The sequence below is a fragment of the Pseudolysinimonas yzui genome (assembly GCF_014653215.1).
GTDB lineage: Bacteria > Actinomycetota > Actinomycetes > Actinomycetales > Microbacteriaceae > Pseudolysinimonas_A > Pseudolysinimonas_A yzui.
Genome location: NZ_BNAI01000006.1, coordinates 44,801 through 68,089 on the forward strand (window position 1 = coordinate 44,801; position 23,289 = coordinate 68,089).

General features: G+C 69.0%; 24 protein-coding genes. 17 read left to right on the forward strand and 7 right to left on the reverse strand.

What is annotated here, in order from left to right:
- Nucleotides 1-9 precede the first annotated feature (9 nt).
- Nucleotides 10-1,131, forward strand: a complete 1,122-nt coding sequence (locus IE173_RS12560) for a sensor histidine kinase (protein WP_229842093.1) — start codon at nucleotides 10-12, stop codon at nucleotides 1,129-1,131.
- The gene (locus tag IE173_RS12565) at nucleotides 1,128-1,778 is read left to right on the forward strand and encodes a response regulator (protein WP_191283851.1); all 651 of its coding nucleotides are present in this window, start codon (nucleotides 1,128-1,130) and stop codon (nucleotides 1,776-1,778) included. Before IE173_RS12560 ends, IE173_RS12565 begins: the two co-directional genes overlap by 4 nt.
- Before the next feature lie 9 nt (nucleotides 1,779-1,787).
- Here IE173_RS12565 and IE173_RS12570 read toward each other — a convergent pair whose 3' ends face one another.
- From IE173_RS12570 to IE173_RS12585, 4 genes are read right to left on the reverse strand one after another with little or no spacing between them, the layout of a single operon-like run.
- Nucleotides 1,788-2,732 (reverse strand): sugar kinase, encoded by a 945-nt coding sequence (locus IE173_RS12570; RefSeq protein ID WP_191283852.1) that lies wholly within the window; start codon nucleotides 2,730-2,732, stop codon nucleotides 1,788-1,790.
- Nucleotides 2,729-3,358: a bifunctional 4-hydroxy-2-oxoglutarate aldolase/2-dehydro-3-deoxy-phosphogluconate aldolase gene (locus tag IE173_RS12575; RefSeq protein WP_191283853.1), complete on the reverse strand. Its 630-nt coding sequence runs from the start codon at nucleotides 3,356-3,358 to the stop codon at nucleotides 2,729-2,731. The genes IE173_RS12570 and IE173_RS12575 overlap by 4 nt, the downstream gene beginning before the upstream one ends.
- Nucleotides 3,355-4,110: an SDR family oxidoreductase gene (locus IE173_RS12580; RefSeq protein WP_191283854.1), complete on the reverse strand. Its 756-nt coding sequence runs from the start codon at nucleotides 4,108-4,110 to the stop codon at nucleotides 3,355-3,357. The genes IE173_RS12575 and IE173_RS12580 overlap by 4 nt, the downstream gene beginning before the upstream one ends.
- On the reverse strand, nucleotides 4,107-5,129 hold the full coding sequence (locus tag IE173_RS12585; protein WP_191283855.1) for a zinc-dependent alcohol dehydrogenase: 1,023 nt from the start codon (nucleotides 5,127-5,129) through the stop codon (nucleotides 4,107-4,109). Before IE173_RS12585 ends, IE173_RS12580 begins: the two co-directional genes overlap by 4 nt.
- A 173-nt stretch (nucleotides 5,130-5,302) precedes the next feature.
- On the opposite strand from IE173_RS12585, the gene IE173_RS12590 reads away from it, so the two are divergent.
- A complete protein-coding gene (locus IE173_RS12590; protein WP_191283856.1) occupies nucleotides 5,303-6,646 on the forward strand; it encodes an L-fuconate dehydratase in 1,344 nt (447 codons plus the stop codon).
- Here the strand turns inward: IE173_RS12590 and IE173_RS12595 are convergent.
- On the reverse strand, nucleotides 6,583-7,338 hold the full coding sequence (locus tag IE173_RS12595) for a FadR/GntR family transcriptional regulator (RefSeq protein WP_229842094.1): 756 nt from the start codon (nucleotides 7,336-7,338) through the stop codon (nucleotides 6,583-6,585). The genes IE173_RS12590 and IE173_RS12595 overlap by 64 nt on opposite strands.
- Nucleotides 7,339-7,529: 191 nt before the next feature.
- On the opposite strand from IE173_RS12595, the gene IE173_RS12600 reads away from it, so the two are divergent.
- The 14 genes from IE173_RS12600 to IE173_RS12665 all read left to right on the forward strand — a co-directional run bounded on the left by IE173_RS12600 (nucleotide 7,530) and on the right by IE173_RS12665 (nucleotide 21,355).
- Complete coding sequence (locus tag IE173_RS12600) at nucleotides 7,530-8,600, forward strand: ABC transporter permease (protein ID WP_229842095.1); 1,071 nt, start codon at nucleotides 7,530-7,532, stop codon at nucleotides 8,598-8,600.
- On the forward strand, nucleotides 8,597-9,352 hold the full coding sequence (locus IE173_RS12605) for an ATP-binding cassette domain-containing protein (protein WP_191283857.1): 756 nt from the start codon (nucleotides 8,597-8,599) through the stop codon (nucleotides 9,350-9,352). Before IE173_RS12600 ends, IE173_RS12605 begins: the two co-directional genes overlap by 4 nt.
- A 59-nt stretch (nucleotides 9,353-9,411) precedes the next feature.
- The gene (locus IE173_RS12610) at nucleotides 9,412-10,356 is read left to right on the forward strand and encodes a sugar ABC transporter substrate-binding protein (RefSeq protein WP_191283858.1); all 945 of its coding nucleotides are present in this window, start codon (nucleotides 9,412-9,414) and stop codon (nucleotides 10,354-10,356) included.
- Nucleotides 10,357-10,458: 102 nt separating this feature from the next.
- The gene (locus tag IE173_RS12615) at nucleotides 10,459-11,322 is read left to right on the forward strand and encodes an amidohydrolase family protein (RefSeq protein ID WP_191283859.1); all 864 of its coding nucleotides are present in this window, start codon (nucleotides 10,459-10,461) and stop codon (nucleotides 11,320-11,322) included.
- Nucleotides 11,319-12,167, forward strand: a complete 849-nt coding sequence (locus tag IE173_RS12620) for a fumarylacetoacetate hydrolase family protein (protein ID WP_191283860.1) — start codon at nucleotides 11,319-11,321, stop codon at nucleotides 12,165-12,167. Before IE173_RS12615 ends, IE173_RS12620 begins: the two co-directional genes overlap by 4 nt.
- The gene (locus IE173_RS12625) at nucleotides 12,164-12,916 is read left to right on the forward strand and encodes an SDR family NAD(P)-dependent oxidoreductase (RefSeq protein ID WP_191283862.1); all 753 of its coding nucleotides are present in this window, start codon (nucleotides 12,164-12,166) and stop codon (nucleotides 12,914-12,916) included. Before IE173_RS12620 ends, IE173_RS12625 begins: the two co-directional genes overlap by 4 nt.
- A 22-nt stretch (nucleotides 12,917-12,938) precedes the next feature.
- Complete coding sequence (locus IE173_RS12630; RefSeq protein WP_191283864.1) at nucleotides 12,939-14,618, forward strand: aminotransferase class V-fold PLP-dependent enzyme; 1,680 nt, start codon at nucleotides 12,939-12,941, stop codon at nucleotides 14,616-14,618.
- Nucleotides 14,615-14,836, forward strand: coding sequence for a hypothetical protein (locus IE173_RS12635; protein WP_191283865.1), 222 nt, complete (start codon nucleotides 14,615-14,617; stop codon nucleotides 14,834-14,836). The genes IE173_RS12630 and IE173_RS12635 overlap by 4 nt, the downstream gene beginning before the upstream one ends.
- Nucleotides 14,837-15,116: 280 nt before the next feature.
- The gene (locus IE173_RS12640; RefSeq protein WP_191283867.1) at nucleotides 15,117-16,442 is read left to right on the forward strand and encodes an ABC transporter substrate-binding protein; all 1,326 of its coding nucleotides are present in this window, start codon (nucleotides 15,117-15,119) and stop codon (nucleotides 16,440-16,442) included.
- 64 nt (nucleotides 16,443-16,506) lie between these two features.
- Nucleotides 16,507-17,397, forward strand: coding sequence for a carbohydrate ABC transporter permease (locus IE173_RS12645; protein ID WP_191283868.1), 891 nt, complete (start codon nucleotides 16,507-16,509; stop codon nucleotides 17,395-17,397).
- Entirely contained in the window at nucleotides 17,394-18,233 is an 840-nt protein-coding gene (locus IE173_RS12650; protein WP_191283870.1) for a carbohydrate ABC transporter permease, read from the forward strand. Before IE173_RS12645 ends, IE173_RS12650 begins: the two co-directional genes overlap by 4 nt.
- Entirely contained in the window at nucleotides 18,230-19,729 is a 1,500-nt protein-coding gene (locus IE173_RS12655) for an FGGY-family carbohydrate kinase (protein WP_191283872.1), read from the forward strand. The genes IE173_RS12650 and IE173_RS12655 overlap by 4 nt, the downstream gene beginning before the upstream one ends.
- A complete protein-coding gene (locus IE173_RS12660) occupies nucleotides 19,726-20,364 on the forward strand; it encodes a class II aldolase/adducin family protein (RefSeq protein ID WP_191283873.1) in 639 nt (212 codons plus the stop codon). The genes IE173_RS12655 and IE173_RS12660 overlap by 4 nt, the downstream gene beginning before the upstream one ends.
- Nucleotides 20,365-20,392: 28 nt before the next feature.
- A complete protein-coding gene (locus IE173_RS12665; protein ID WP_191283919.1) occupies nucleotides 20,393-21,355 on the forward strand; it encodes a ketose-bisphosphate aldolase in 963 nt (320 codons plus the stop codon).
- Nucleotides 21,356-21,366: 11 nt separating this feature from the next.
- Here the strand turns inward: IE173_RS12665 and IE173_RS12670 are convergent, their stop codons facing one another.
- Both IE173_RS12670 and IE173_RS12675 read right to left on the reverse strand, forming a co-directional pair.
- Nucleotides 21,367-22,167 carry a DeoR/GlpR family DNA-binding transcription regulator gene (locus tag IE173_RS12670; RefSeq protein ID WP_229842096.1) on the reverse strand — a complete coding sequence of 267 codons (801 nt, stop codon included), beginning with the start codon at nucleotides 22,165-22,167 and terminating at the stop codon, nucleotides 21,367-21,369.
- A 48-nt stretch (nucleotides 22,168-22,215) separates the two neighbouring features.
- Entirely contained in the window at nucleotides 22,216-23,214 is a 999-nt protein-coding gene (locus IE173_RS12675; RefSeq protein ID WP_191283875.1) for a LacI family DNA-binding transcriptional regulator, read from the reverse strand.
- Nucleotides 23,215-23,289: the final 75 nt, after the last annotated feature.

Here is a 23,289-nt window from a genome sequence, read left to right on the forward strand (position 1 = left end):
ATGAGCGGCATGATCCGGCGATGGCGTTCGGTGTGGAACGCGCCCTCCGCATCGCCGGCACCTCCGACGCGGGTGTGGCGCGACTGGCTGCTCGTCGCGCTCCTGCCACTGCTGGCCGTGTTCGAGGGCCTCGTGCGCACCGACCTGCCGAATGCGCTCGCGGCCGTCGTCGTCCTGATCGCGATCGTTCCGACGCTGTTGTGGCGCCGCACGCATCCTCTGCTCATGCTGGTGATCTCGTTCGCCGTCACGAGCGTCTTCCGCCTCGTCACCGGCCACGACCTGGGTCTCTACACGAGCGTCCTCTTGCTGCTGATCATCTACTCGGTGTTCCGCTGGGGCTCGGGCCGCGCGATCGTCGTCGGGCTCGCGATCATGGTCGCGTCGACCCTGGCCTCCACGCTCGCGCCGCCGATCGACCTCACCAACCTGATCGGCGGGTTCGCGTTCCTCAGCGTGGTGGGACTGCTCGGCCTGCTGCTGCGGTTCGCGGCCCGGTCGCGGATGCGCGAACTCGACCGCGCGAAGGCGAACGAACGCGCGGAACTGGCCCGCGACCTGCACGACACCGTCGCGCACCACGTCTCGGCGATCGCGATCCAGGCGCAGGCCGGCCTGGCGACCGCGGGCACGAATCCCGATGCGGCCACGACGGCGCTCCGGGTGATCGAGGGCGAGGCATCGCGCACGCTCAGCGAGATGCGCTCGATGGTACGGATGCTGCGCGGCGACGATGAGCCGACTCTCGCGCCCGCCGGGCGGCTCGACGATCTGCACCGACTCGCCGACGGCACCCCGCCGGTCGCGCTGACCTCGGCGGGCGACCTCGACCGCCTGCCCGAGCTGGTCGCGGCGGCCGTGTACCGGATCGCCCAGGAGTCCATCACGAACGCCCGCCGCCACGCCCGCGGAGCGACCCGCATCGACGTGCACGTCGCGGTCGAGGGCGACCGCGTGCACCTCACCGTGCGTGACGACGGCGCGGGCGGCGCGGCCGTTGCGCCGGGCTACGGCATCACCGGCATGACCGAGCGCGCCGCCCTGCTCGGCGGAGTGTGCACCGCCGGTCCGGCGCCGGGCGGCGGCTGGATCGTCACCGCCGATCTGCCGCGCGGGGGAGCACTCGCATGACGATTCGCGTGCTCATCGCCGACGATCAGGAGCTGGTACGCACCGGGCTGCGCACGATTCTCGACGCTCAGGACGACATCGTGGTCGTCGGCGAGGCGGCCGACGGCGAGGAGGCCGTGGAGGCCGCCCGATCGCTGCGACCCGATGTGTGCCTCTTCGACATCCGGATGCCCCGGCTCGACGGCCTCGACGCGACCCGCATGCTCGCCGGGCCGGGAGTCGAGAATCCGATGGCCGTCGTGGTGATCACCACGTTCGATCTCGACGAGTACGTGTACGCCGCGTTGCGGGCGGGGGCGCGGGGGTTCCTGCTCAAAGACGCCGGGCCGGCGCTGCTCGGCCAGGCCATCCGCGCCGCCGCCGAGGGTGACGCACTGATCGCACCGAACGTCACCGTGCGGCTGCTCGAAGCGTTCGCGCGACAGCCGCAGCCCGAGCCGGTGTCGCAGCCGCTCGAGCCGCTCACCTCGCGCGAAGAAGAGGTGCTGGCGACCGTCGCCCGGGGCCTCAGCAACGCCGAGATCGCCGCCGAGCTGCACATCACCCTCAGCACCGTGAAGACGCATCTGGCGAGCCTCATGACCAAGCTCGCGGTGCGCAATCGGGTCGAGATCGCGATCTGGGCACTCGGTCGCCGACGACCCTGAGCAACGCCTTCAGCGGATGACGGGGTCGCCTGAGCCGAACGCGTCGAGATCGCTACGGCGCGGCAGGCTCTCCCAGTCGCCGGGGCCGAGGCAGGCGAACGCCCCGCAGCGAGCGCCCTGGCGCAGGCGGTCGGCCGGGGCGAGGCCGTCGAGAAGCGCGACGAGGTAGCCGGCGACGAAGGCATCCCCGGCTCCCACGGTGTCGAGGGGGGTGATCTGCTCAGCGTGCGTGGCGAGTGCCTCGCCGTCGATCGAGGCGACGCAGCCGTCTTCGCCGAGCTTCACGATCACCTGGGCCGGGCCGAGGTCGGCGATGCGGCGAGCGAGTTCGGCGGGCGAGCCGGGGCCGACCAGCAGTGCGGCCTCCTCGGGCCCGGCGAAGACGATCGTCGCGAGCTCGGCCACCCGCCGGTACGCGGCCCGGGGGTCGCGGTCACCCCAGAGCGCCGTGCGGTGGTTCACGTCGAACGACACCGGCACACCGGCTTCGACGGCGGCGTCGACCGCGGCGAACACCGCCTGCTCGGCGGAGTCCGACAGTGCGAGGGTGATGCCGGTGACGTGCAGCACCCCGGCGGAGGCGATCGCGTCGAGATCGAGATCGCCGACGTTCAGCCGGCTGCCGGCGCTCGCCGACCGGTAGTACGACACCCGGGTCGTGCCCTGCGTCGGCGACTCCTTGAGCATCAGCCCGGTGCTCGCCTCGGGGTCGACCACGGCATCCACCGCGACCCCTTCGGCACGCAGCTCGCGCAGCACCCGGCGGCCCAGCGCATCGTCGCCGACCCGGCCGATCCACACGGCGGAACGGCCGAGCCGAGCCGCCCCGATGGCGACGTTGCTCTCCGCGCCGCCGATGTGCAGCGCGAAGTCCGACATGTGCTCGAGCGAGCCGATGCCCGTCGCGCGCAGCAGCCCCATCGTCTCGCCGAGGGTGACGACGGCGCCGGTCATCCGGCACCTGCCAGGGCGACGGCCTCGCGGCTCAGCCGCTCGATGGTCGCCACATCCCGGGAGGCGAGCAGCTGCCGCCCCGCCATCCAGCTGCCGCTCACCGCGGGCACGTTCGGGTGGGCGAGGTAACTCGCGACGTTGGCGGGCGACACCCCGCCGCTCGGCACGAAGGCGACGTCGGGGAAGGGCCCGGCGAGGGCGGCGATCAGGTCGACACCGCCGAGGATGTCGGCCGGGAACAGCTTCACGGCGCGCAGCCCGCTGCGCAGCACCGCGAGCACGTCGGTCGCCGTCGCCACGCCCGGCAGGATGTCGAGGCCGCGCTCACGCGCCAGGTCGATGACCTCGCGGTCGACCCCGGGCGTGATGACGAACAGCGCCCCGGCATCCGCCGCCCGGTTGAGGTCGTCGGGGGTCACGACGGTGCCGACGCCCACGAGCGACGTTCCGGCGTCCGCGATCGCGGTGATCGCGGCGAGGGCGGCCGGCGTGCGCAGGGTGATCTCGACGCAGCCGATGCCGCCCGCTGCCAGGGCGGCCGCGGCATCCACGGCGAAGCCGGCGTCGTCGATCACGAGCACCGGCACGATCCGATGCCCGGAGAGTGCCGGCGGCAGGGCGATCATCGGCCCAGCCAACCACCGTCGACGGGAAGCACAACACCTGACACGTAGTCGGAGGCCGGGGACGCGAGGAAGACCGTCGCCCCGGCGAGATCGGAGCCCGACCCCCACCGGCCGGCCGGGATGCGGGCGAGGATCGCGGCCGAGCGTTCCGGGTCGGCCCGCAGCGCCTGCGTGTTGTCGGTGGCGATGTAGCCGGGGGCGATCGCGTTGACGGTGACCCCGTGCGGCGCCCACTCGTTCGACAGCGCGCGGGTGAGTCCGGCGATGCCCGACTTCGCCGCGGCGTACCCGGGAACGTTGATGCCGCCCTGGAAGCTCAGCAGCGACGCCGTGAAGATCACCTTGCCGCGCCCCCGTTCCAGCATCCCGCGGCCGACGGCCTGGGTCAGCACGAACGGGCTCGAGAGGTCGATCTGCAGCACCCGGTCCCACCACTCGAGCGGGTGCTCCGCGGCAGGGGCGCGCTCGATCGCGCCGGCGTTGTTGACCAGGATGTCGATGTGCCGGCCGTCGAGCTCGCGCGTGAGGGCGAGGGTGGCGTCGCGGTTGGAGAAGTCGCACGACAGCGCCTCGAACTCGCGGCCATGGGCCCGAACGGCGGCTTCGATCGCGCTGCCCGTCGCCTCCTGCTGCGCGCTCACTCCGATGATGTCGGCTCCCGCGGCGGCGAGGGCTTCCGCCATCGCGAACCCGATGCCGCGACGGCTTCCGGTGACGAGGGCCGTGGTGCCGTGCAGGTCGAACGCGCTCACGAGTGGTCCCTCACATCGACGAGGATCTTCATCGCGCGGCCGGCCTCGAGGTCGGCGAAGGCCGCCCCCGTTCCGCTCAGCGGCACGATCTTGGTGATCAGCAGGTCGGCCGGGATGACGCCCCGCGCCAGCAGGTCGACGGCCGCTTCGAAGTCGGTCGCCTCGTAGACCCGGGCGCCGAGCAGCCGCAGCTCGCGCCAGAACATGCGCTGCAGATCGATCGGCCGCGGGGTGGGATGGATGGCGACGACGACGATCGTGCCGCGCACCTTCGCCAGGCCGGTGGCTCCGAGCACGGCGGGGGCGGCACCCGAGACCTCGAAGACGACGTCGGCGCCGGCCCCGCCCGTCCACTCCTCGACCCAGGCGACCTGGTCGGCGGCGGTCGGGTCGAGCGTCGCGAACCCGAGGTCGGCGATCTGGGCCCGTCGCGCGGCGTCGAGTTCGATGACGACGACGTCGGCGCCGGCGTCCCGGGCGACCGTCGCGATGAGCACGCCGATGGGGCCGCCGCCGATCACCACCGCCTTGTCACCGGGCGCGAGTTCGGAGCGGCGCACGTCGTGCACGGCGACGGCGACCGGTTCGACCAGGGCCGCGTGATCGAGCCGCAGGCCGGCGGGCAGCCGCACGAGGGTGCGGGCGGGCACGTTCCACACCTCCTGCAGAGCGCCGGGGGAGTCGATGCCGATGAAGGTCAGGTTCTGGCAGATGTGCTGGTGGCCGGCGAGGCAGGCCGGGCAGGTGCCGTCCCAGTCGAGGGGCATGACGACGACCGGATCGCCGACCGCCCATCCGGTCACCCCGTCGCCGACGGCGGCGACTTCACCGCTGGCCTCGTGACCGAAGATCAGCGGCCGGGTGACCCGGCCATCCATCGCGCCGTGCAGGATGTGCAGGTCGGTGCCGCACAGGCCGTTGTAGGCGACGCGCACCTGGACCTGCCCCGCGGGCGGCGGCTCGGGCTGCGCCTCGGCGGTGTCGACGGCGCGATCGCCGAGGTAACGGGCAGTCAGCACGGGGCCTCCTTCGGCCAAACACTAGATGTTTCCGGCAATCTTACGATGTTTTGGCCGCTGAATTGACGTTCCGAGCCCGAAACATCTAATGTTTGACTCGACACGCTTCAGTTCCAGTTCCGGGCGCACGCTGGAAGACGTCGGCGGCGTGACAGAACAGGAGCGCTCACCCCATGACCACGATCACGTCGGTCTCCGTCACCGACATCCGATTCCCCACCTCGCTGAGCATGGATGGGTCGGATGCGATGAACAAGGACGGCGACTACTCGGCCGCCTACGTGCACATCGTCACCGACGACCCCGACCTCGCCGGCTTCGGCTTCACCTTCACCATCGGCCGCGGCAACGATCTCTGCGTCGAGGCGGCCCGGCAGCGCGCGCTCCCGCTCATCGGGCGCGAGGTCGCCGAGGTGATCGGCGACCTCGGGGCCACCTACCGCGACCTGCAGAGCGACTCGCAGCTGCGCTGGCTCGGACCCGACAAGGGCGTCATCCATCTCGCGCTCGCCGCCGTCATGAACGCCGTCTGGGATCTCGCCGCCCGCGCCGCCGGGGTGCCGCTGTGGCAGCTGCTCGCCGAGATGAGCCCCGAGCAACTGGTGGATGCGGCCGACCTGCGCTATCTCTCCGACGCCCTCACCCGCGAAGAAGCCATCGCGATCCTCGCCGAACTCGCGCCGACGCGCCAGCAGCGCATCGCCGAGCTCCAGGGCACGGGCTACCCCTGCTACACGACGAGCGCCGGCTGGCTGGGCTACTCCGACGAGAAGCTGCGTCGGCTCTGCCAGGAGGCCGTGGATGCCGGCTACCGGCACGTGAAGCTCAAGGTCGGGGCGAACCTCGACGAAGACATCCGCCGGCTCTCGATCGCCCGCGAGGTGATCGGCCCCGACGCGGCCCTGATGATCGACGCCAACCAGGTGTGGGATGTGCCGCAGGCGATCGAGTGGGTGAACGCGCTCGCGCCGTTCGCGCCGCTGTGGATCGAGGAGCCGACGAGTCCCGACGACGTACTCGGGCACGCCGCCATCCGCCGCGCCGTCGCGCCGATCGGCGTCGCCTCGGGGGAGCACGGCATGAACCGGGTGCTGTTCAAGCAGATGTTCCAGGCCGGAGCCCTCGACTTCTGCCAGCTCGACTCCGCCCGGCTCGGCAGCGTCAACGAGATCCTCGCCGTCTACCTGATGGCCAAGAAGTTCGGCGTGCCGGTCTGCCCGCATGCCGGCGGCGTCGGGCTGTGCGAGCTGGTGCAGCACCTGTCGGTGTTCGACTACGTCGCGGTCTCGGGAAGCCTCGAGGGCCGAGTCACCGAGTACGTCGACCACCTGCACGAGCATTTCGTCGAGCCGTGCATCGTCGAGGCCGGCGCCTACCGCCTGCCGATGGCGCCGGGCTACAGCGCCGAGATGCACCCGGCGTCGATCGAGCGATTCCGGTTCCCCGACGGGGACTACTGGGCGGGCGCGGCCAGCGAGTCGTCGTCGTGGAGAAAGTCTTCGATCGCCAGCAGGTGATGGCTCATCTGCAGCCGGGCGCGGTCCGGATCGCGGGCGATGATCGCGGCGAGGATGGCCTCGTGCTCGCGGAAGGCCGTGCGCACCTGCTCTTCGTGCTGGAGGCCGAACGTGCGCCGAGCCAGCGCGGTGCGGTCGGCGAGCGCGTCGATCAGGGCCGCGAGGGCGCCATTGTCGGACGCCTTCGCGAGGATGCGGTGAAAGGCGAGGTCGCCCTTCAGCACCGCTTCGTGGTCGATGGCCGCCTTCTCGAACACGAGATCGTGCATCTCGTCGAGCAGGGTGCGCGCCGCGGCGATGTCGTCGTCGGTGATGTGCATCGCGGCGCGCGCCGCCGCCTCGGACTCGAGAATACGGCGCACCGCGTGCAGGTCGTGCCGGTGCTCCGGACCCTGCAGGTCGACCATGAACGCCATCGGCGCGAGCAGCAGGGTGCTGTCGAGCGAGGTGACATAGGTGCCGTCGCCCTGGCGTGTCTCGAGCACGCCCATGATGCAGAGGGCGCGCACCCCTTCGCGCAGCGATCCGCGCGAGACGCCGAGCGCTTCGGCGAGATCCTTCTCGACGGGCAGCCGCGATCCGGCCGTGAGGTCGCCGCGGGTGATCATCGCCTTGATGCTCTGAACGACGACATCGGTCTGCGAGAGGCCCGGGGGAAGGGCACTCACTACAGCGTCATCAGCTCGGGTCACGTCGCCATGATAGGGCCGCTCGGGGGATAGATCAGATGAAAGGGCGCGAGTCGTCGCATCTCTCACGCCCGATAAATCTGACCTTTACCGGGCAAACCGGCCAGGCTGGGGAGAAACTGAGGCGCGACAGCGCTAGACATCGGATGATTTTCTGGTTAGAGTCGCCCCAATCAGCAAGGAGGCTGTTCGAGGTGTCTGACTCCCGCACCATCCCCGGGCCGGCCGAGCTCGCCCAGTCGCCCGCCGTCGGCACGGCATCCGAGGCCGCACGTGCGCGGCTCGTGGGCACGATGCTGTGGCTGCTGCGCCTCGGCCCCTTCCTGATCCTCGTCATCATGATCGCGGTTCTCGCGGGACTCTCGCCGGTGTTCTTCACACCCGGCAACCTCGGCAACGTGCTCACCCAGAGCGCCGCGATCGCGATCCTCGCCATGGGGCAGCTGCTCGTCATCCTCACCCGCGGCATCGACCTGTCGGTCGGATCGACCCTCGCCCTCGCCGCCGTCGTCGGCGCGCTGGTCTACGCCGAGACCGACTCCGGATTCACGACGATCCTCGCCATGGTGTTCACCGGAGCCCTCGTCGGTGCCGTCAACGGCTTCGGGTACGTGTACGGGCGGCTGCCGCATCCCTTCATCGTCACGCTCGCGACGCTCAGCATCGCCCGCGGCCTCGCCCTCGGTCTCTCGGGCGGCCAGCCGGTCTCGGGGATGCCCGAGGTCGTCACCACGATCGGCGGCGGCTCGGCGGCCTGGCTGGCCTCGTGGTTCCCCAACGCGGCCTTCCTGGTCGCCGGCGTCGCGATCCTCGTCACCCTGATGCTGCGCAACCTGGTGTGGGGCCGCTGGATCTACGCGGTCGGCGGCAGCCCCGAAGGCGCGCGGCGCCTCGGCGTTCCCCGCAACGGGGTGATCGTGTCGGTCTACATCATGAGCGGTCTGCTCGCCGGAGTCGCGGCGATCGTGACCGCCGGCCGACTCAACGCGGGCTCGCCGACTTTCGGCCAGCTCGCCGAACTCGACGCCATCGCCGCGGTCGTGATCGGCGGCGCCAGCTTCCTCGGTGGCCGCGGCAACGTCGGCAATGCGCTCATCGGCGCCCTCATGATCGGCGTCATCCGCAACGGCATGAACCTGCTCAACGTCGAAGGCTTCCTGCAGCTCATCGTCATCGGCGTCGTCATCGTCATCGCCGTCGAGTCCGATGTCATCCGCACCCGGCTCGAGGCGCGGTTCCGAGTTCTCAAGGCGGCGTCAGCATGACCGACACTCCGACCCTCGCCATCACCGGCGCGACCAAGCGCTTCGGGGCCGTGCTCGCCCTCGACGACGTCTCGTTGCACGTTCGGGCCGGCGAGATCCTCGCACTGCTCGGCGACAACGGTGCCGGCAAGTCGACCCTCATCAAGTGCATCAGCGGTGTTCACCGTCTCGACGCGGGAACCATCGAGGTCGACGGCGAGCCCCTCACGATGACCAGCCCTGCGGTCGCCCGCGACGCCGGCATCGAGACCGTCTACCAAGACCTGGCCCTCTTCGACAACCTCGACACGACCGCCAACTTCTTCGTCGGTCGCGAAGAGGCGGTGCCGCGGTGGCTGCCGCGGGGCCTGCGGTGGATGAAGCAGAAGCAGATGACCGCGCACTCCACCGACCTGGTCGGGCGGCTGAAGATCAACCTTCCCCAACGTTCCGCGCAGGTCGGCATGATGTCCGGTGGCCAGCGCCAGGCGATCGCGGTCGCCCGCTCCGCCGCCTTCGCATCCCGCGTCGTCATCCTCGACGAGCCGACCGCCGCTCTCGGGCTTCGTGAGTCGCGCCAAGTGCTCGACCTCATCCTCAGACTCCGTGACGAAGGGTGCGCGGTGATCGTCATCTCGCACGCCATGGATCACGTGATGGAACTCGCCGACCGCGCGGTCGTCATGCGCCGGGGCCGCGTGGTCGGTGAAGAAGTCCCCACTCCTGCGAATCGAGCCCGGCTCGTCTCGCTCATCGTCGGAGGAGACGACTGAGCGACGCCCCAATGGCCCCCAGAACCCCGGCAACCACCTCAACCAAGAAAAGGAATGCGATGAAGAAGATGCGCTACTTGCGCGCTGCCGCAGCTGCGGCTGCAGCGGCCGTTGCGCTGTCGCTGACAGCGTGTAACACGCCCGCCCCCGGGGGCGGTGACGACGATGTGATCACCATCGGGTTCATCACCAAGTTCCCCGTCGACTTCTTCGACATCATGGTCGATGCCGCGAAGGCGTGGGACGAGGCCGAACCCGGCGCGGAGGTGCTGTTCGCCCAGGGCGAGAGCGGAACCGACGACGAGGGTCTGATCGCCGCGATCCAGTCGTTCGTCACCCAGGGCGTCGACGCGATCGCCATCACCCCGACGAGCCCCGCACTCGCCGACGAGCTGCAGAAGGCCGTCGACGCCGGCATCGAGGTCGTGCTCATCGACAACGACATCCCCGACTGGGACGGCAAGTCGACGGTCGTGACGACCGACAACTACGCCGGCGGTCAGCTCGCGGGCACCTGGCTCGCCGAGAACCTGCCGGACGGCGCCACCATCGCCGTCCTCCAGGGTGTGCTGGGCAACCCGTCGCTCGACGCTCGCGTCGACGGCATGCTCGACACGCTCGGTGACGCGGCCGAGGTCGTCGCGACGGTTCCGACCGACTGCGACCAGACCAAGGGTCTCGACGCCGGCCAGGACATCATCACGGCCAACCCCGGCCTGACCGCCATCTACGCCGCCTGCGGCCCGCCGCTGCTCGGCGCGCTGGAGGCCGTCAAATCGGCTGGGCTGTCGGGTCTGATCACCGTCGGATTCGACGCGTCGCCCGACGAGGTGGCCTCGATCCTGGCGGGTGACCAGACGGCGTCGGTCGCGCAGTTCCCGGCCAAGATGGGAGAACTCGGCGTTCAGGCGGCGTTCGACGCGGCCAACGGCGAGGACCTCCCCGACCTCATTGACACCGGCACCGAGATGGTGACCAAGGACAACGCGGCCGACTTCCAGTAATCCCTCTCTCCCCCAACACACGCGCCGTCGTGCCGGTCGAGCTCCCCCACTCGACCGGCACGGCGGCCGTGTCACGGAACGACCACGATTCAAAGGAACACCGTGAACTCCGCGCGCATCATCGACAGCCACGTGCACTTCTGGGACCGCGAACGGTTCACCACCCTCTGGCTGCAGGACGCCGACGCGGCCCTTCAGCCCTCCCACCTGCCGCGCGACCTCGCCGCCACCGGCTGGTCGGCGGACGCCATCGTCGCCGTGCAGGCCGAATGCGTTCCCGAGCAGGGCATCGCCGAGGCGCGCTGGTTCTCGCAGCTCGCGCCCGAGGCCCCGGTCGAGGCGGTCGTGGCCTTCGCCCCGCTCGACGTGCCGAGCGACCTGCCCGCGCACCTCGCCGCGCTCGCCGAGCTTCCCCTCGTGGTGGGCGTGCGCCGCCTACTTCAGGACGAGAACCCGCAGCTGGCGAGGTCGCCCGAGTTCGTCCGTGGGGTGCAGGCGCTCGCCGCCTACGACTTCACGATGGATCTCTGCATCCGTCAGCTCCACTTTCCGGCGGTCATCGAGCTGGTGGCGCAGTGCCCCGACGTGCAGTTCGTGCTCGACCACCTCGGCAAGCCGACGATCCAGGCCGACGCCTTCGATTCCTGGGCCGCCGACATGGATCGGCTCGCCGCGCTGCCGAACGTCGTCGTGAAGCTGTCGGGGCTCCTGACCGAGGCGGCACCCGACCAGCGGACGACCGCCACGCTCGCCCCGTGGTTGCGCCACGCCCTTGAGACCTTCGGCCCGGCCCGGTGCATGTTCGGAAGCGACTGGCCGGTGCTGAACCTGGGCGGAGGGTTCGAGCTCTGGAAAGGTATGATGTTTGACGTGCTCGATGGCTTCAGCGGGGATGAGGCGGCGCACGTGTGGAGCGGCACCGCGGAGGCGATCTACCTCTCGCGGACCCGACGGGATGCGCCGTGATCCTCGCCCAACTCGGTGAACCCGGCGCTCAGATCCCGGTCGTGCAGGTGGCGGGCACCAGCTTCGATCTGCGACCGATCGCCCCGGCCATCGATCGGTCCTTCTTCGCCGCCGACGGCATCCGCGCCGTGTCAGACGCGCTCGCCCAGGGCACTCTCATCGAGCTGCCGGGTGCCGCCAAGCTGCGGGTCGGCCCGCCGGTGCAACCCGGAAAGATCGTCTGCATCGGGCTGAACTACCGCGGCCACGTCGCCGAGACGGGCGCCGAGCTGCCGCCCGAGCCCGTCGTCTTCCTGAAGGACCCGACGACGGTGGTGGGCCCGTTCGACGACGTGCGCATTCCGCGCGGGTCGGTGAAGACCGACTGGGAGGTCGAGCTCGGCGTGGTGCTGGCGGGCGAGGCCCGCTACCTCGACTCCCCGGCGGAGGCCGAGGCCCTGGTCGCCGGCTACGTCGTCTCGCACGACGTGTCGGAGCGCGAGTTCCAGCTCGAACGCGGCGGCCAGTGGGACAAGGGCAAGAGCTGCGAGACCTTCAACCCGCTGGGCCCGCACCTGGTGACCGCCGACGAGGTGGCCGACCCGCGCGCCCTCGACCTGCGGCTGTGGGTCAACGGCGCGCAGATGCAGGCCGGCAACACTTCCGACATGATCTTCGACGTGCCGTACCTGGTCTGGTATCTGAGCCAGTTCATGGTGCTGCACCCGGGCGACCTCATCAACACCGGCACCCCGTCCGGGGTCGCGCTCGGCCGACCCGACCAGCCCTACCTGGTGGCGGGGGATGTCGTCGAGCTCGAGATCGACGGACTGGGCCGGGCCCGCCAGACCCTGGTGGCGGCATGAGCGAGCGGGACCTCGACGGGCTCGTCGCGGTCGTCACCGGGGGAGCCGCCGGGATCGGCCTGGAGACCGCCCGCACCCTCGCCGCCCGGGGGGCGACGGTGGGCGTCTTCGACCTGTCGGTCGAGGGGCTGCCGACCGAGTTGCACGGCTACACCGTCGACGTGCGCGACCGGGCATCCATCGCGGCGGCGGTCGATGCGCTGACGGCGGAATGCGGCGGCATCGACATCCTCGTCAACAACGCGGGCATCGCCGCGGTCGGCACGGTCGAAGAGAACGACGACGCCGACTGGGCGCGCGTGCTCGACGTCAACGTCACCGGAATCGCCCGGGTCACCACCGCCGCGCTGCCCTGGCTGCGCCGGTCGGCCCACGCCGCAGTGGTCAACGTCTGCTCCATCGCCGCTCTCAACGGCTTGCCGCGTCGGGCGCTGTACTCGGCATCCAAGGGCGCCGTGTTGTCGCTCACCTTCGCGATGGCTACCGACCACGTCGGCGAGGGCATCCGAGTGAACGCGGTGAGTCCCGGCACGGTGGCGACCGAGTTCGTCGACCGGCTGCTGCAGACCTTCGACGACCCCGTGGCCGAACGCGCCGCGATGGATGCCCGCCAGGCCATCGGGCGGATGGTCACCCCGCGTGAGGTGGCCGACGCGATCGCGTTCCTCGCGAGTCCGCGGTCGAGCGCGACCACCGGCACCGCGCTCGAAGTGGACGGCGGGGTGACGCACCTACGGGTGCGGAACTGAGGCATCGCGCCGATAATGGGGCATGGCGCTCGCCGAACATCCCCTCCTCGACCGCATCCGTGAGTCGGTGATCGGCGACGACCAGGTGATGCCCGGCCCGTTCGGCCCGCGCCGCATGACGTACGCCGACTACACGGCGAGCGGCCGGTCGCTGACGTTCATCGAAGACTTCATCCGCGACGAGGTGCTGCCGCGTTACGCGAACACCCACACCGAGTCCTCCGGCACGGGGTTGCAGACGACGCGACTGCGTGAGGATGCCCGCGCCGCCATCCGCCGCAGCGTGCACGGCACCGACGACACCGTCGTGATCTTCACCGGCAGCGGGTCGACGGCCGCGATCGACAAGCTGGTCGGCATCCTCGGGTTGCGCATCCCGGCCGACCTCGACCGCCGCTACGGGCTGAGCGCGACCATCCCGAAGGAGCAGCGGCCGGTCGTCTTCATCGGACCGTTCGAGCATCACAGCAACGAGCTGCCGTGGCGCGAGAGCATTGCCGACGTCGTCACCATCCCCGAAGACGGAGACGGGCACGTCGACATCCATGCCCTGGAAGAAGCCCTCGCGACGTACGCCGACCGCCCGCTGAAGATCGGCTCGTTCAGCGCCGCGAGCAACGTGACCGGCATCATCACCGACACGTCGCTCGTCACTCGCACCCTGCACGAGCACGGCGCCCTCGCCCTCTGGGACTTCGCGGCCGCCGCCCCGTACGTCGACATCGACGTCACGGCCGGCGACTTCGACGCCGTGTTCCTCTCGCCGCACAAGTTCATCGGCGGGCCGGGAACCCCGGGGGTGCTGATCGCGCACCGCCGTATCCTCACCAACTCGGTGCCCGACGTCGTCGGCGGCGGCACCGTCGCCTACGTGAACCCGCTCGAGCATCGCTACCTCACCGACCCCGCGCACCGCGAGGAGGGTGGCACGCCGGCGATCATCGAGTCGATCCGCGCGGGTCTGGTGTTCCAGCTGAAGGATGCCGTCGGCGTCGGCACCATCCGTGCGGTCGAAGACGAGTTCCTGACCCGCGCGGTGGAGTCGTGGCACCGCCACCCCAATATCCAGATCCTCGGCAACCCCGACGCCGAGCGACTCTCGATCATCTCGTTCGTCGTGAAACGTCCGGGCGGCAAGTACCTGCACCACAACGCGGTCGTCGCGATCCTCAACGACCTGTTCGGCATCCAGTCGCGGGGCGGATGCTCGTGCGCCGGCCCGTACGGGCACCGGCTGCTCGGCATCGACATCGAGCGTTCCCACGAGTACGAGCGCGAGATCGCCCGCGGCTGCGAAGGCATCAAGCCCGGCTGGGTGCGGGTGAACTTCAACTACTTCATCAGCGAAACCGTGTTCCGCTACATCGTGGAGGCCGTGGAACTCGTCGCCGACTACGGCTGGAAGCTCGTGCCGCACTACCGGTTCTCGCTCGAGTCGGGACTCTGGCGCCACGAGAACGGCCCGGTCGAGCCGCCGCTGCGGCTCACCGACGTGGGCTACGACGCCGACGGCCGGATGACCTACCCGCGGCACGACGACACGGCCCCGGAGTCGGTGCTCGCCGACTACCTCGACGAGGCGCGGGCGCTGTTCGCGTCACTGCCGGATGTCGACACGGTTCCGCAGGCGACGGATGCCGTGCTCGGCGACGATCTCGAACGGTTGCGGTGGTTCGACCTGCCGGCGGTGTCGCTGCCGTGAGCACTCCCCAGCTCACGCCGAAGGATTCGGTGCGCACCTGGTTGAAGCACCCCGTCGGCGGACCGCTGATCCGGGATGCCCTCGCCGAGGCGGGCGTCGACGAGAAGGTGCTCGCGCCGGTCGGGTTCTTCTCGCTGGAACGCGTCGTCGCGATGGCCGGTGACCGCATCCCGGAGGGCGTCATCGACGAACTCGTGCGACGCGCCAACGGCGACTGACGGCGATCTGCCGCCGCCGCCACCGCTTCGAGCAGCTCGAAGATCGCGTGCTGCTCGTCGCACGACGCAATCCGACGTTGCCTCGACTCCCGTCGAGTTAGTGCGGATTTTCGTTGTTTGCGCAACCCGGGCGATCGTTCTATCCGCAAGTTTCCGCAAGTGATGCGCATTAATTCCCTGATTTCTTGCGGCTGATTTCGAAGAAAACCTAAACTCCACGCAGCAGTACTCGTGACGATCACGAATACCTCACTACAACGAAGTCAGAGAGGACACAGCAATGAACCGACGAAAGACAGCGGCGATCGCCGGGGTCGCGGCCTTGGGCCTCGGCCTCGCGGCATGCGCGGGAGGAGGCTCGACGGGGTCGTCGGGCGGCGACGAGAACACCGTCACCTTCCGTTCCTGGAGCCCCATCGAGCAGACCACCCAGCAGATGGTCGACGCCTTCGAAACGGCCAACCCGGGAACCACGATCGAGGCCACGATCTTCAACTACCCGGAATACCTGGTCGACCTTCAGACCCGGGCGAGTTCCAACACGTTCCCCGACATCGTCGGCCTGCAGCCGGGTGCGCTCACCCAGCAGTACCGCTCCAACCTGATGCCGCTGCAGGACTGCGCCGCATCGGTCTGGGGAGAAGATTGGCAGAGCAAGTTCTATCCGATCGGGATCGAGCAGGCCCGCGCAGGCAACCCCGAGGGCGACGAGAACTTCTACTCGCTGCCGATCCTCGTGCAGACGGTCAACCTGTGGGCCAACACGGAACTGTTCGACGCGGCCGGGGCCACCATCCCGACCACCTGGGACGAGCTCAAGGCCACGGTCGGGCAGCTCTCGGGCGGCGACTACGCGCCGTTCATGCTTCCCGCCAAGGACGGCTGGCTGCGCAACGCGGTGTTCCTGCAGATCGTCAACAACGTGAACCCCGGCCTGGTCTACCAGGCGGAGAGCGGCGAAGACTCGTGGACGAACCCCGACATCGTCACCGCCCTTGAGTACTGGGGGAAGCTCTTCACCGACGGCATCGCTCAGGAGGGCGCCATCGGCTTGGATGCCTACCCGAGCGGTGCGAACCAGTTCGAGGCGGGCAACGCGGCGATGATCCCGCTGGGCGCGTGGTGGATTCAGCAGTCTGATCCCACCAAGGACCAGTCAGAGATCCCGCCGCTCTCGCAGGGCATGGCCGGCTTCGAGCCGTTCCTGTTCCCGACCATCCCCGGTGGGGCCGACGAGTCGCAGTTCGTCGGCGGCATCGACGTCGCGCTCGGCATCTCCAAGGACGCAGCCAACCCCGACCTCGCCTGCAAGGTGCTGACGGACTGGATCGCCGGTGAAGGCGGACAGAAGCTCGTCGACACCATGAACGACGTGCCCGCGGTGGCCGGCCTCGAGCCGTCGACCTTCACGAGCGACAAGCAGGAGGCGATCTGGAACACGTTCGTCAACGACTGGCTGCCGCAGGTGAAGTACTCGCGCTACTTCGACGACCCCAAGGTCGACCAGGCCGTAGCGGATGCCCTCGCGGCGGTCGCCACGGGAGCGCAGACCCCTGAAGAGGCCGCCGCGGCGATTCAAGCCGTCTCTGACGAGGTCAACGGATAACACAACCCTGCGAGGGGATGCCTCGGCCCGCTTACAGCCGAGGCATCCCGTCAGGTGGATTCCCATGAGAACCAAGCTCAGACAGAACACGACAGGACTCCTGTTCCTGCTCCCCGCCCTCACCCTCTTCGCGGTCTTCGTCGTCTACCCGATCGTCTACAACATCCAGGCGAGCACCCTCGAGTGGGACGGCGTGAACCCGGGAACGTTCATCGGCCTGGACAACTACGTTCGGCTGTTCCAGGACCCGACGTTCCTCATCACCCTCCGCAACTCGGCGTACTGGATCCCGCTCACCATCGTGCCGCAGGCGCTCATCGGCCTCCTGCTGGCCCTCGCCCTCAACCGCGGGATCTTCGCCAGCACCTTTTACCGCGCGCTGTTCTTCATCCCGGCGATCCTCTCGCCCGTCGTGGTGGGGATCGTCTGGCAGCGGGTCATGGATCCGTTCAACGGCGTCTTCGCCTCGGTGGGCAAGGCGACGGGGCTCGACTGGCTGGGAGGCAGCTTCCTGGCCGACCCCGACACCGCGATCTTCGCGGTCATCGTCGTCAACATCTGGATGTGGACCGGCTTCTCGATGCTGTTCTACCTGGCTGGTCTGCAACTCATCGATACCAGCGTGCTGGAGGCCGCCCGGATCGACGGTGCGAACTCCTTTCAGACCACCTGGCGCATCACCTTTCCCCTGCTCAAGTCGACCCACCTCTCGCTGCTCCTGCTGGGAATCATCGGCTCCCTGAAGACCTTCGAGCTCGTCTACGTGCTCACCCAAGGTGGACCGGCGCACGCCTCGGAGATGCTGCCGACGTACGCGTTCCAGCAGGCGTTCCAGTTGCAGAGCGTCGGGTACGCCTCCACGATTAGCGTCGTGCTCATCGTCATCGCGGTCGCCAGTTCGCTCTCGATGGTGCGGGTGTTCGGCGCGGGCTTCATCTCGGGAGACGAGAAATGACCACGTCGACCCGCCGCCGCTCCCGCACTCCGGGACGCTGGCTCCACGCGATCCTGATCCCGGTAGCCGCAGTGTGGATGATCCCCGTGGTGATGGTCGTCGGGCTCTCGCTGATGCCGCCGTCGAATCCCACGACGACCTTCTTCGGCATCCTGCCGGCGCAGCCGTCTTTCTCCAACTACCTGACGGTGTGGCAGCAGAACCCGATCCTCCAGCACCTGGGAAACAGCCTGCTCATCGCGGTGCCGTCGGTCGTGATCGTCATCGTCGTCGGTTCGATGGCGGCCTTCGCGCTCGCGCGGCTGCGGGTGCCGCTGCGTGGCCTGATCTTCGGCGCGCTCATCCTCGCCTTGGTGTTGCCGATGTCGGGAATCGTCGTCGCGACCTTCAAGATCCTGCAGGCGATCGGTCTCTATGACTCGCTGCTCGGGTTGGTGCTGGTCTACTCGGCGCTGGGCCTGCCGTTCGCGATCATCATCATCCGCACCTCGTTCCTGGCGATTCCCTACGAGACGTACGAGGCGGCCGTCACTGACGGCGCCAACGCCTGGCAGATCTTCTGGCAGGTCTACTTCCCTCTCGCACGTCCTGCGCTCGCGGTGGTCGTCATCTGGCAGGTCATGATGTCGTGGAACGACTTCCTCCTGCCGCTCGTGACACTCAGCAGCACCGAGCTCAAACCGCTCACCCTGGTGCCGCTCGCCTATCGCGGCATCTTCCTGAGCCAGCCGGGAGCGCTGTTCGCGATCCTCGTGCTGATCTCCATTCCCGTCGTGCTGGTGTTCCTGCTCGTGCAGCGCTATCTCGTCAACGGACTGGCCGGGGCGATCAAATGAGCCTGCTGGGGATCGACCTGGGCACGAGCGGAGTCCGGGCGGCGTGTTACGACAGGCAGGGCAGGATGCTCGCGACGACGTCGCTGCCGACCTCCCTCGTTCATGGCCGCGATGGCATCGTGACCACCGATGCCGAAGCCGTGGCGACTGCGGCCGAGTCCGCGATCAGACAGGTGATCGCTCATCCGGCCGTGCTGAACGACCCCGTGGAAGCGGTGTCGTTCAGCGTGCAGGGTGAGGCGGTTGTCCCGATCGACCGCGAGGGTAGAGCTCTCGCACGAAGCCCCGTGAGCATGGATCGCCGAGGGATGCAAGCGGCATCCGATCTCGGCGATCGACTTGGTCGCGAACGGGTGCAGGTCATCACGGGGCAACCGCTTCATCCCATGTTCTCCGTCTACAAGATCGCCGCGGGCGGCCCGGGGTGGTCGGGAGACGAGGTCGCGGGCTACCGCTGCCTCGACGGATTCCTCGCCGAGCGGCTCGGCGCGGGCCCCGTGATCGACTACTCGATGGCGGCTCGGACGGGTGCCTTCGACGTGACGACCCGCACCTGGTCGGAGGAGATCATCGCTGCCGTTGCCGGGAGGGCCCCCTGGCTCACCATGGCGTCGCTGCCGAATCCCGTTCCGGCGGGGAGCCCGATCGGCGCCATCTCGGCGACCGCAGCGGAACGCACCGGCCTCGCCGTCGGTACCGTGATCGTCGCGGGCGTGCACGACCAAGCCGCGTCGTTCCTGGGGGCAGGCGGGCGCGCCGGCGACTCGTCGGTGTTCGCCCTCGGCACGAGCGACTGCCTGACGGTTGCGACCGTCGCTCGTCCGGCCGGGCTGGAGACGACCGGCTTCGCGAGCTACCCGCTCACCGACGAACTGTGGGTCACGCTCGCCGGCACGGCCGCGGGCGGGTGGGCGCTGGAATGGTTCGCCGACCTCGTCGATCAACCTCTCGAGCAGCTGTTTGCGCATCCGTCCGAAACGCCGCCGAGGCTGCTCGTGCTTCCCTACTTCACCGGATCGGGAACCCTCGACAACGACACCGAGGCGCGCGGCGTCATCGCGGGCCTCACCCTCACCACCGATCACCCGCAACTTGCCCGCGCGTTCCTCGAGGCGACGGGCTTCGAGCTGGCGAAGATCCTCGCGGCCTTCGCCGCCGCCGGAATTCCGGTGGGCGCCGTGCGCGCCGTCGGAAGCGGGGCGGCGAACCGCATCGCCCTCGACATCCGGGCCGACGCGGCGGGCATCGACCTGAGCCCGGTCTCCGGCAGCGCGGCGGCTCGCGGCGCCGCCCTGATCGCCGGTGTCGGCCTGGGCGTCTACTCCGGCCTCACCGCACTTCCCGCAGTTCCCGACGCCGATCAGATGACGGCGTCCGCCCCCGACCCCCGGCATCGCGCGTGGTACGACCGCCAGCGCGCGGCGTTCCGAGAGCTCTACCTGACGCTCAGACCCCTTCACCAATCGCTTTCGCACAATGAGGAGACATCACCATGACCGCGTTCGACATGAAAAAGGCGAGGCAGGAGATCCTGGACTATTGCCTGCGATCCATGGAGTACGGACTGAACTTCAACACGCAGGGCAACATCAGTCTTCGGGTCCCCGATGAAGTCAATCGCTTCCTCATCACCCCGACCGATCTCGAGTACGACCGCATGACGGCCGACGACATCGTGCTCGTCGACGAAAACGCCACGGTCATCGACGGCCCGCATGAACCCTCGTCGGAGGTGACGGTGCATCTGGCCGTCTACCGCCGTCGTCCCGACGTCACGGCGATCGTGCACACCGAGCCGGTCTTCGCCAACGTCTGGGGCGTGATCGGCGAACCCATCACGGGCACGCTCGTCAACATGGTGATCTACACCAAGGGCGATGTGCCGATCATGCCGTTCGCCCTCAGCAACAACACCGCTTTCGGCGACGCCATGTGCGACGTCATGGGTGACAAGAACGCGGTCGTCTGGGCCAACCACGGCCTGCTCACCGTGGGAGACAACCTTCGGGATGCCTTCAAGACCTCGGTCGCCGTGGAGTCGGCGGCGCGCGTGCTGCTGCACGCCCGATCCGTCACCGACAAGCCGATCGTGCTCGACTTCGAGACGCTCGGCATCACAACCTCGCTCTGAGCCCACCTCCTTCGAAAGGTCTTCTCTCGTGTCACTCCACACCCTTGCAGCCACCCTCTCGCGGGCGGAGGAGGGCGGCTATGCGGTCGGTGCCTTCAACGTGTCCGACCTCAACCAGGCGGTCGCCGTACTCGACGCGGCGAGGGCGGAACGGTCGCCGGTGATCGTGCAGGCGATCGCCGGCTTCCACCCGTACGCCGACGAGGGCTGGTGGTGGGATCGCCTCCGCGAGCTCATCATCAGCTACCACGAAGTCGAGGTGACGTTGCACCTCGACCACGGTCGCACTTTCGACGACTGCGCCCGGGCGATCGAGCACGGGTTCACCAGCGTGATGATCGATGCGAGCCGTGACGTCGTGACCGACGAGCCGGCGTCGTACGAAGCCAATGTGGAACTGACCCGCTCCGTCGTGGAACTGGCCCATCCGCGTGGGGTCAGCGTCGAAGGCGAGCTGGGGACCATCGGCGGAGCCGAGGGGGGCGTCTCGGGTGTGGTCGAGGACATCGTGCTCGCCGACCCCGCGCTGGCGGCGGACTTCGTCGAGCGCACCGGCGTCGACGCGCTGGCCGTCGCGGTCGGGACGAGCCACGGCTCCGTCAAGTTCACGACCGACGAGGGCGGTCAGACTCTGCGGATCGACCTGATCCGGGAGATCAAGGAAAGGCTGCCGAGTACCTTCCTGGTGCTGCACGGCAGTTCCTCGATCCCTCCGGAGGCGGTGGCCACGATCAACCGGTTCGGCGGGATTCTTCCCGAGTCGTATGGGATCGCGACCACCCAGAAGCAGGAGGGCATCGGGTCGGGCATCCGGAAGGTCAATCAGGGCACGGACTCGCATCTGACCTGGACGGCGGCTCTCCGCGAGTTCTTGGCAGCCCGACCCAGTGAGGTCGAACCCAGCGCGGTCATCGGTGTGACGATGGCGGCGATGCGGGATATCGTCGCCCAGCGGATGCGCGAGTTCGGCTCGGCGGGGCGTGCGGCCTAGTCGTCCCACACCTAGTCGCTCAGCAGCACCTCCAGGCCCGCATCCCGCAACTCCTCCAGCCGCGGGTCGTCGGGGGCGGCGCCGGTCACCAGGGTGTCGATGTCGGAGAGCGGCACGACCCGGCTCAGCTGGACGACCCCGATCTTGGAGCTGTCGGCGACGACGACGGCGCGGGTCGCGGTCGCCAGCATCCGGCGCTTCATGTCGGCCTCGGGCAGGTTGACGTTGGTGACGCCGGCGACGGCATCGATCCCGTTGCAGCCCACGAACGCGATCTGCGCGCGGATGCGGTCGAGCACGGCATCCGCCATCGGGTCGACGAGTGAGTGCTGCATCGGGCGGAGCGTGCCGCCCGTCACGATGACGGTGAACCGGGGGATGGAGGCTTCGAACTCGAGGGCGATGTTGAGCGCATTGGTGATGACGACGACGTTCTCGAGCTCCTCACGAGTGATGAGAGCTCTCGCGATGGCGGTCGTCGTCGTGCCGACGTCGAGGATCACCGCCTCGTTCGACTTCACGAGTGCGGCCGCCGCTCGCCCGATGCGACGTTTCTCCTCCCAGGACGTGCGGAGCGACTGCTCGAACGGCAACTCCAGCGCAGCGGAGTGGAGGCCGGCGATCGCGCCGCCGTGAACCCGTTGGATCGCGTGGCTCTCGGCGAGGGCGTCGAGATCGGCGCGGACGGTGACTTCGGAGACGTGGAAATGGGTAGCGAGCTGAGCGACCTTCGCGAAGCCGCGTTGCTCGATCATGGAGAGGATCTGCGCCCTGCGTGCCGCCGACGGGGGCGACCCTCCTGGCTCGATCACTCCGTGATCTTCGAATGATTGCGTTTTCTTGTCAAGCCGAAACGTTCGTCAGGTCGGAACGCGGCGGGAACTCCCACGCACGACGAGCTCGGTCGAGAGCACCAGGTCGCGAGCCGGCCCCGCCTCCGCGCCGGTCACGCGCGAGAGCAGAAGGCGAGCCGCGTGCACCCCGATCTCATAGGCGGGCTGGGCGACGACCGAGATCGGGGGGTCGATGAACGGCGCCCAGGGGGCGTCGTCGAACATGATGAGGCCGACATCCTGTCCGATGCGAAGGCCGCGGGCCCGCAGCTCGGCGATGACGCCGAGCGCCAGCTGGGTGTTCGCGGCGAAGAACGAGTCGGGAGGCTCGGCGCCGTCGATCAGGGCGCTCGCGCCCGCAGCCCCGTCGGCCTGGCTGAACTGCCCGTGGACGAATCGCTCGGCGATGCCGAGTCCCGAGTCGGCGAGCGCGAGACGGTAGCCGTGCAGCCGGTCGAGCGCGGTCGCGGCATCGGCGGGACCGGTGACGCACGCCGGTCGACGCCACCCTTCGTCGAGCAGGTGGCGGGTCGCTGCGCGGGCTCCGTCGACCGACTGCACCATCACGGAGTCGACGGGTTCGGCGAGCGGTCGGTCGACCACGACGAGCGGCACGTCGGCGGCGCGCAGGCGCGACACGTCCGTGGTTCCGCTGTGGGGTGAGAGGATCACGCCGGCCACCTGGCCGATCTCTACGGCCCGCAGGTAGCGACTCTCCTTCGCGGCATCCTCGTCGGCGTTGCAGAGGATGACGGAGTACCCGCTGTTCTCTGCGACGTCCTCCACGCCCCGCGCGATCGCGGTGTAGAACGGGTTGGCGACGTCGCTGATGATGAGGGCGAGCATGTCGGTCTTGCGACGACGCAGTCCTCGGGCGATGGCGTTGCCCCGATAGCCGAGTTTCTCGGCCGCGATGTGAACGCGCTGGGCGTACTCGGGGTTGACGGTCGCGAGCCCGTTGAGGGCACGGGACACGGTGGCCACCGAAACTCCTGCCTCCCGTGCGACGTCGCTGATCTTGACCATTGTCGACAGCCTACTGACGGTGATCGGTTGCGTGAGTAATCGATTTCTGGTTCGATGGCGACTACCGGTCAAAGG

Bases quoted from the DNA above. Each gene is read 5' to 3' on its own strand.
- IE173_RS12625 (WP_191283862.1), top strand. From the start codon at position 12,164: ATGAGCGAGCGGGACCTCGACGGGCTCGTCGCGGTCGTCACCGGGGGA.
- IE173_RS12565 (WP_191283851.1), top strand. From the start codon at position 1,128: ATGACGATTCGCGTGCTCATCGCCGACGATCAGGAGCTGGTACGCACC.
- IE173_RS12675 (WP_191283875.1), bottom strand. From the start codon at position 23,214: ATGGTCAAGATCAGCGACGTCGCACGGGAGGCAGGAGTTTCGGTGGCC.
- IE173_RS12570 (WP_191283852.1), bottom strand. From the start codon at position 2,732: ATGACCGGCGCCGTCGTCACCCTCGGCGAGACGATGGGGCTGCTGCGC.
- IE173_RS12655 (WP_191283872.1), top strand. From the start codon at position 18,230: ATGAGCCTGCTGGGGATCGACCTGGGCACGAGCGGAGTCCGGGCGGCG.
- IE173_RS12605 (WP_191283857.1), top strand. From the start codon at position 8,597: ATGACCGACACTCCGACCCTCGCCATCACCGGCGCGACCAAGCGCTTC.
- IE173_RS12630 (WP_191283864.1), top strand. From the start codon at position 12,939: ATGGCGCTCGCCGAACATCCCCTCCTCGACCGCATCCGTGAGTCGGTG.
- IE173_RS12660 (WP_191283873.1), top strand. From the start codon at position 19,726: ATGACCGCGTTCGACATGAAAAAGGCGAGGCAGGAGATCCTGGACTAT.
- IE173_RS12640 (WP_191283867.1), top strand. From the start codon at position 15,117: ATGAACCGACGAAAGACAGCGGCGATCGCCGGGGTCGCGGCCTTGGGC.
- IE173_RS12610 (WP_191283858.1), top strand. From the start codon at position 9,412: ATGAAGAAGATGCGCTACTTGCGCGCTGCCGCAGCTGCGGCTGCAGCG.
- IE173_RS12645 (WP_191283868.1), top strand. From the start codon at position 16,507: ATGAGAACCAAGCTCAGACAGAACACGACAGGACTCCTGTTCCTGCTC.
- IE173_RS12575 (WP_191283853.1), bottom strand. From the start codon at position 3,358: ATGATCGCCCTGCCGCCGGCACTCTCCGGGCATCGGATCGTGCCGGTG.
- IE173_RS12590 (WP_191283856.1), top strand. From the start codon at position 5,303: ATGACCACGATCACGTCGGTCTCCGTCACCGACATCCGATTCCCCACC.
- IE173_RS12560 (WP_229842093.1), top strand. From the start codon at position 10: ATGATCCGGCGATGGCGTTCGGTGTGGAACGCGCCCTCCGCATCGCCG.
- IE173_RS12650 (WP_191283870.1), top strand. From the start codon at position 17,394: ATGACCACGTCGACCCGCCGCCGCTCCCGCACTCCGGGACGCTGGCTC.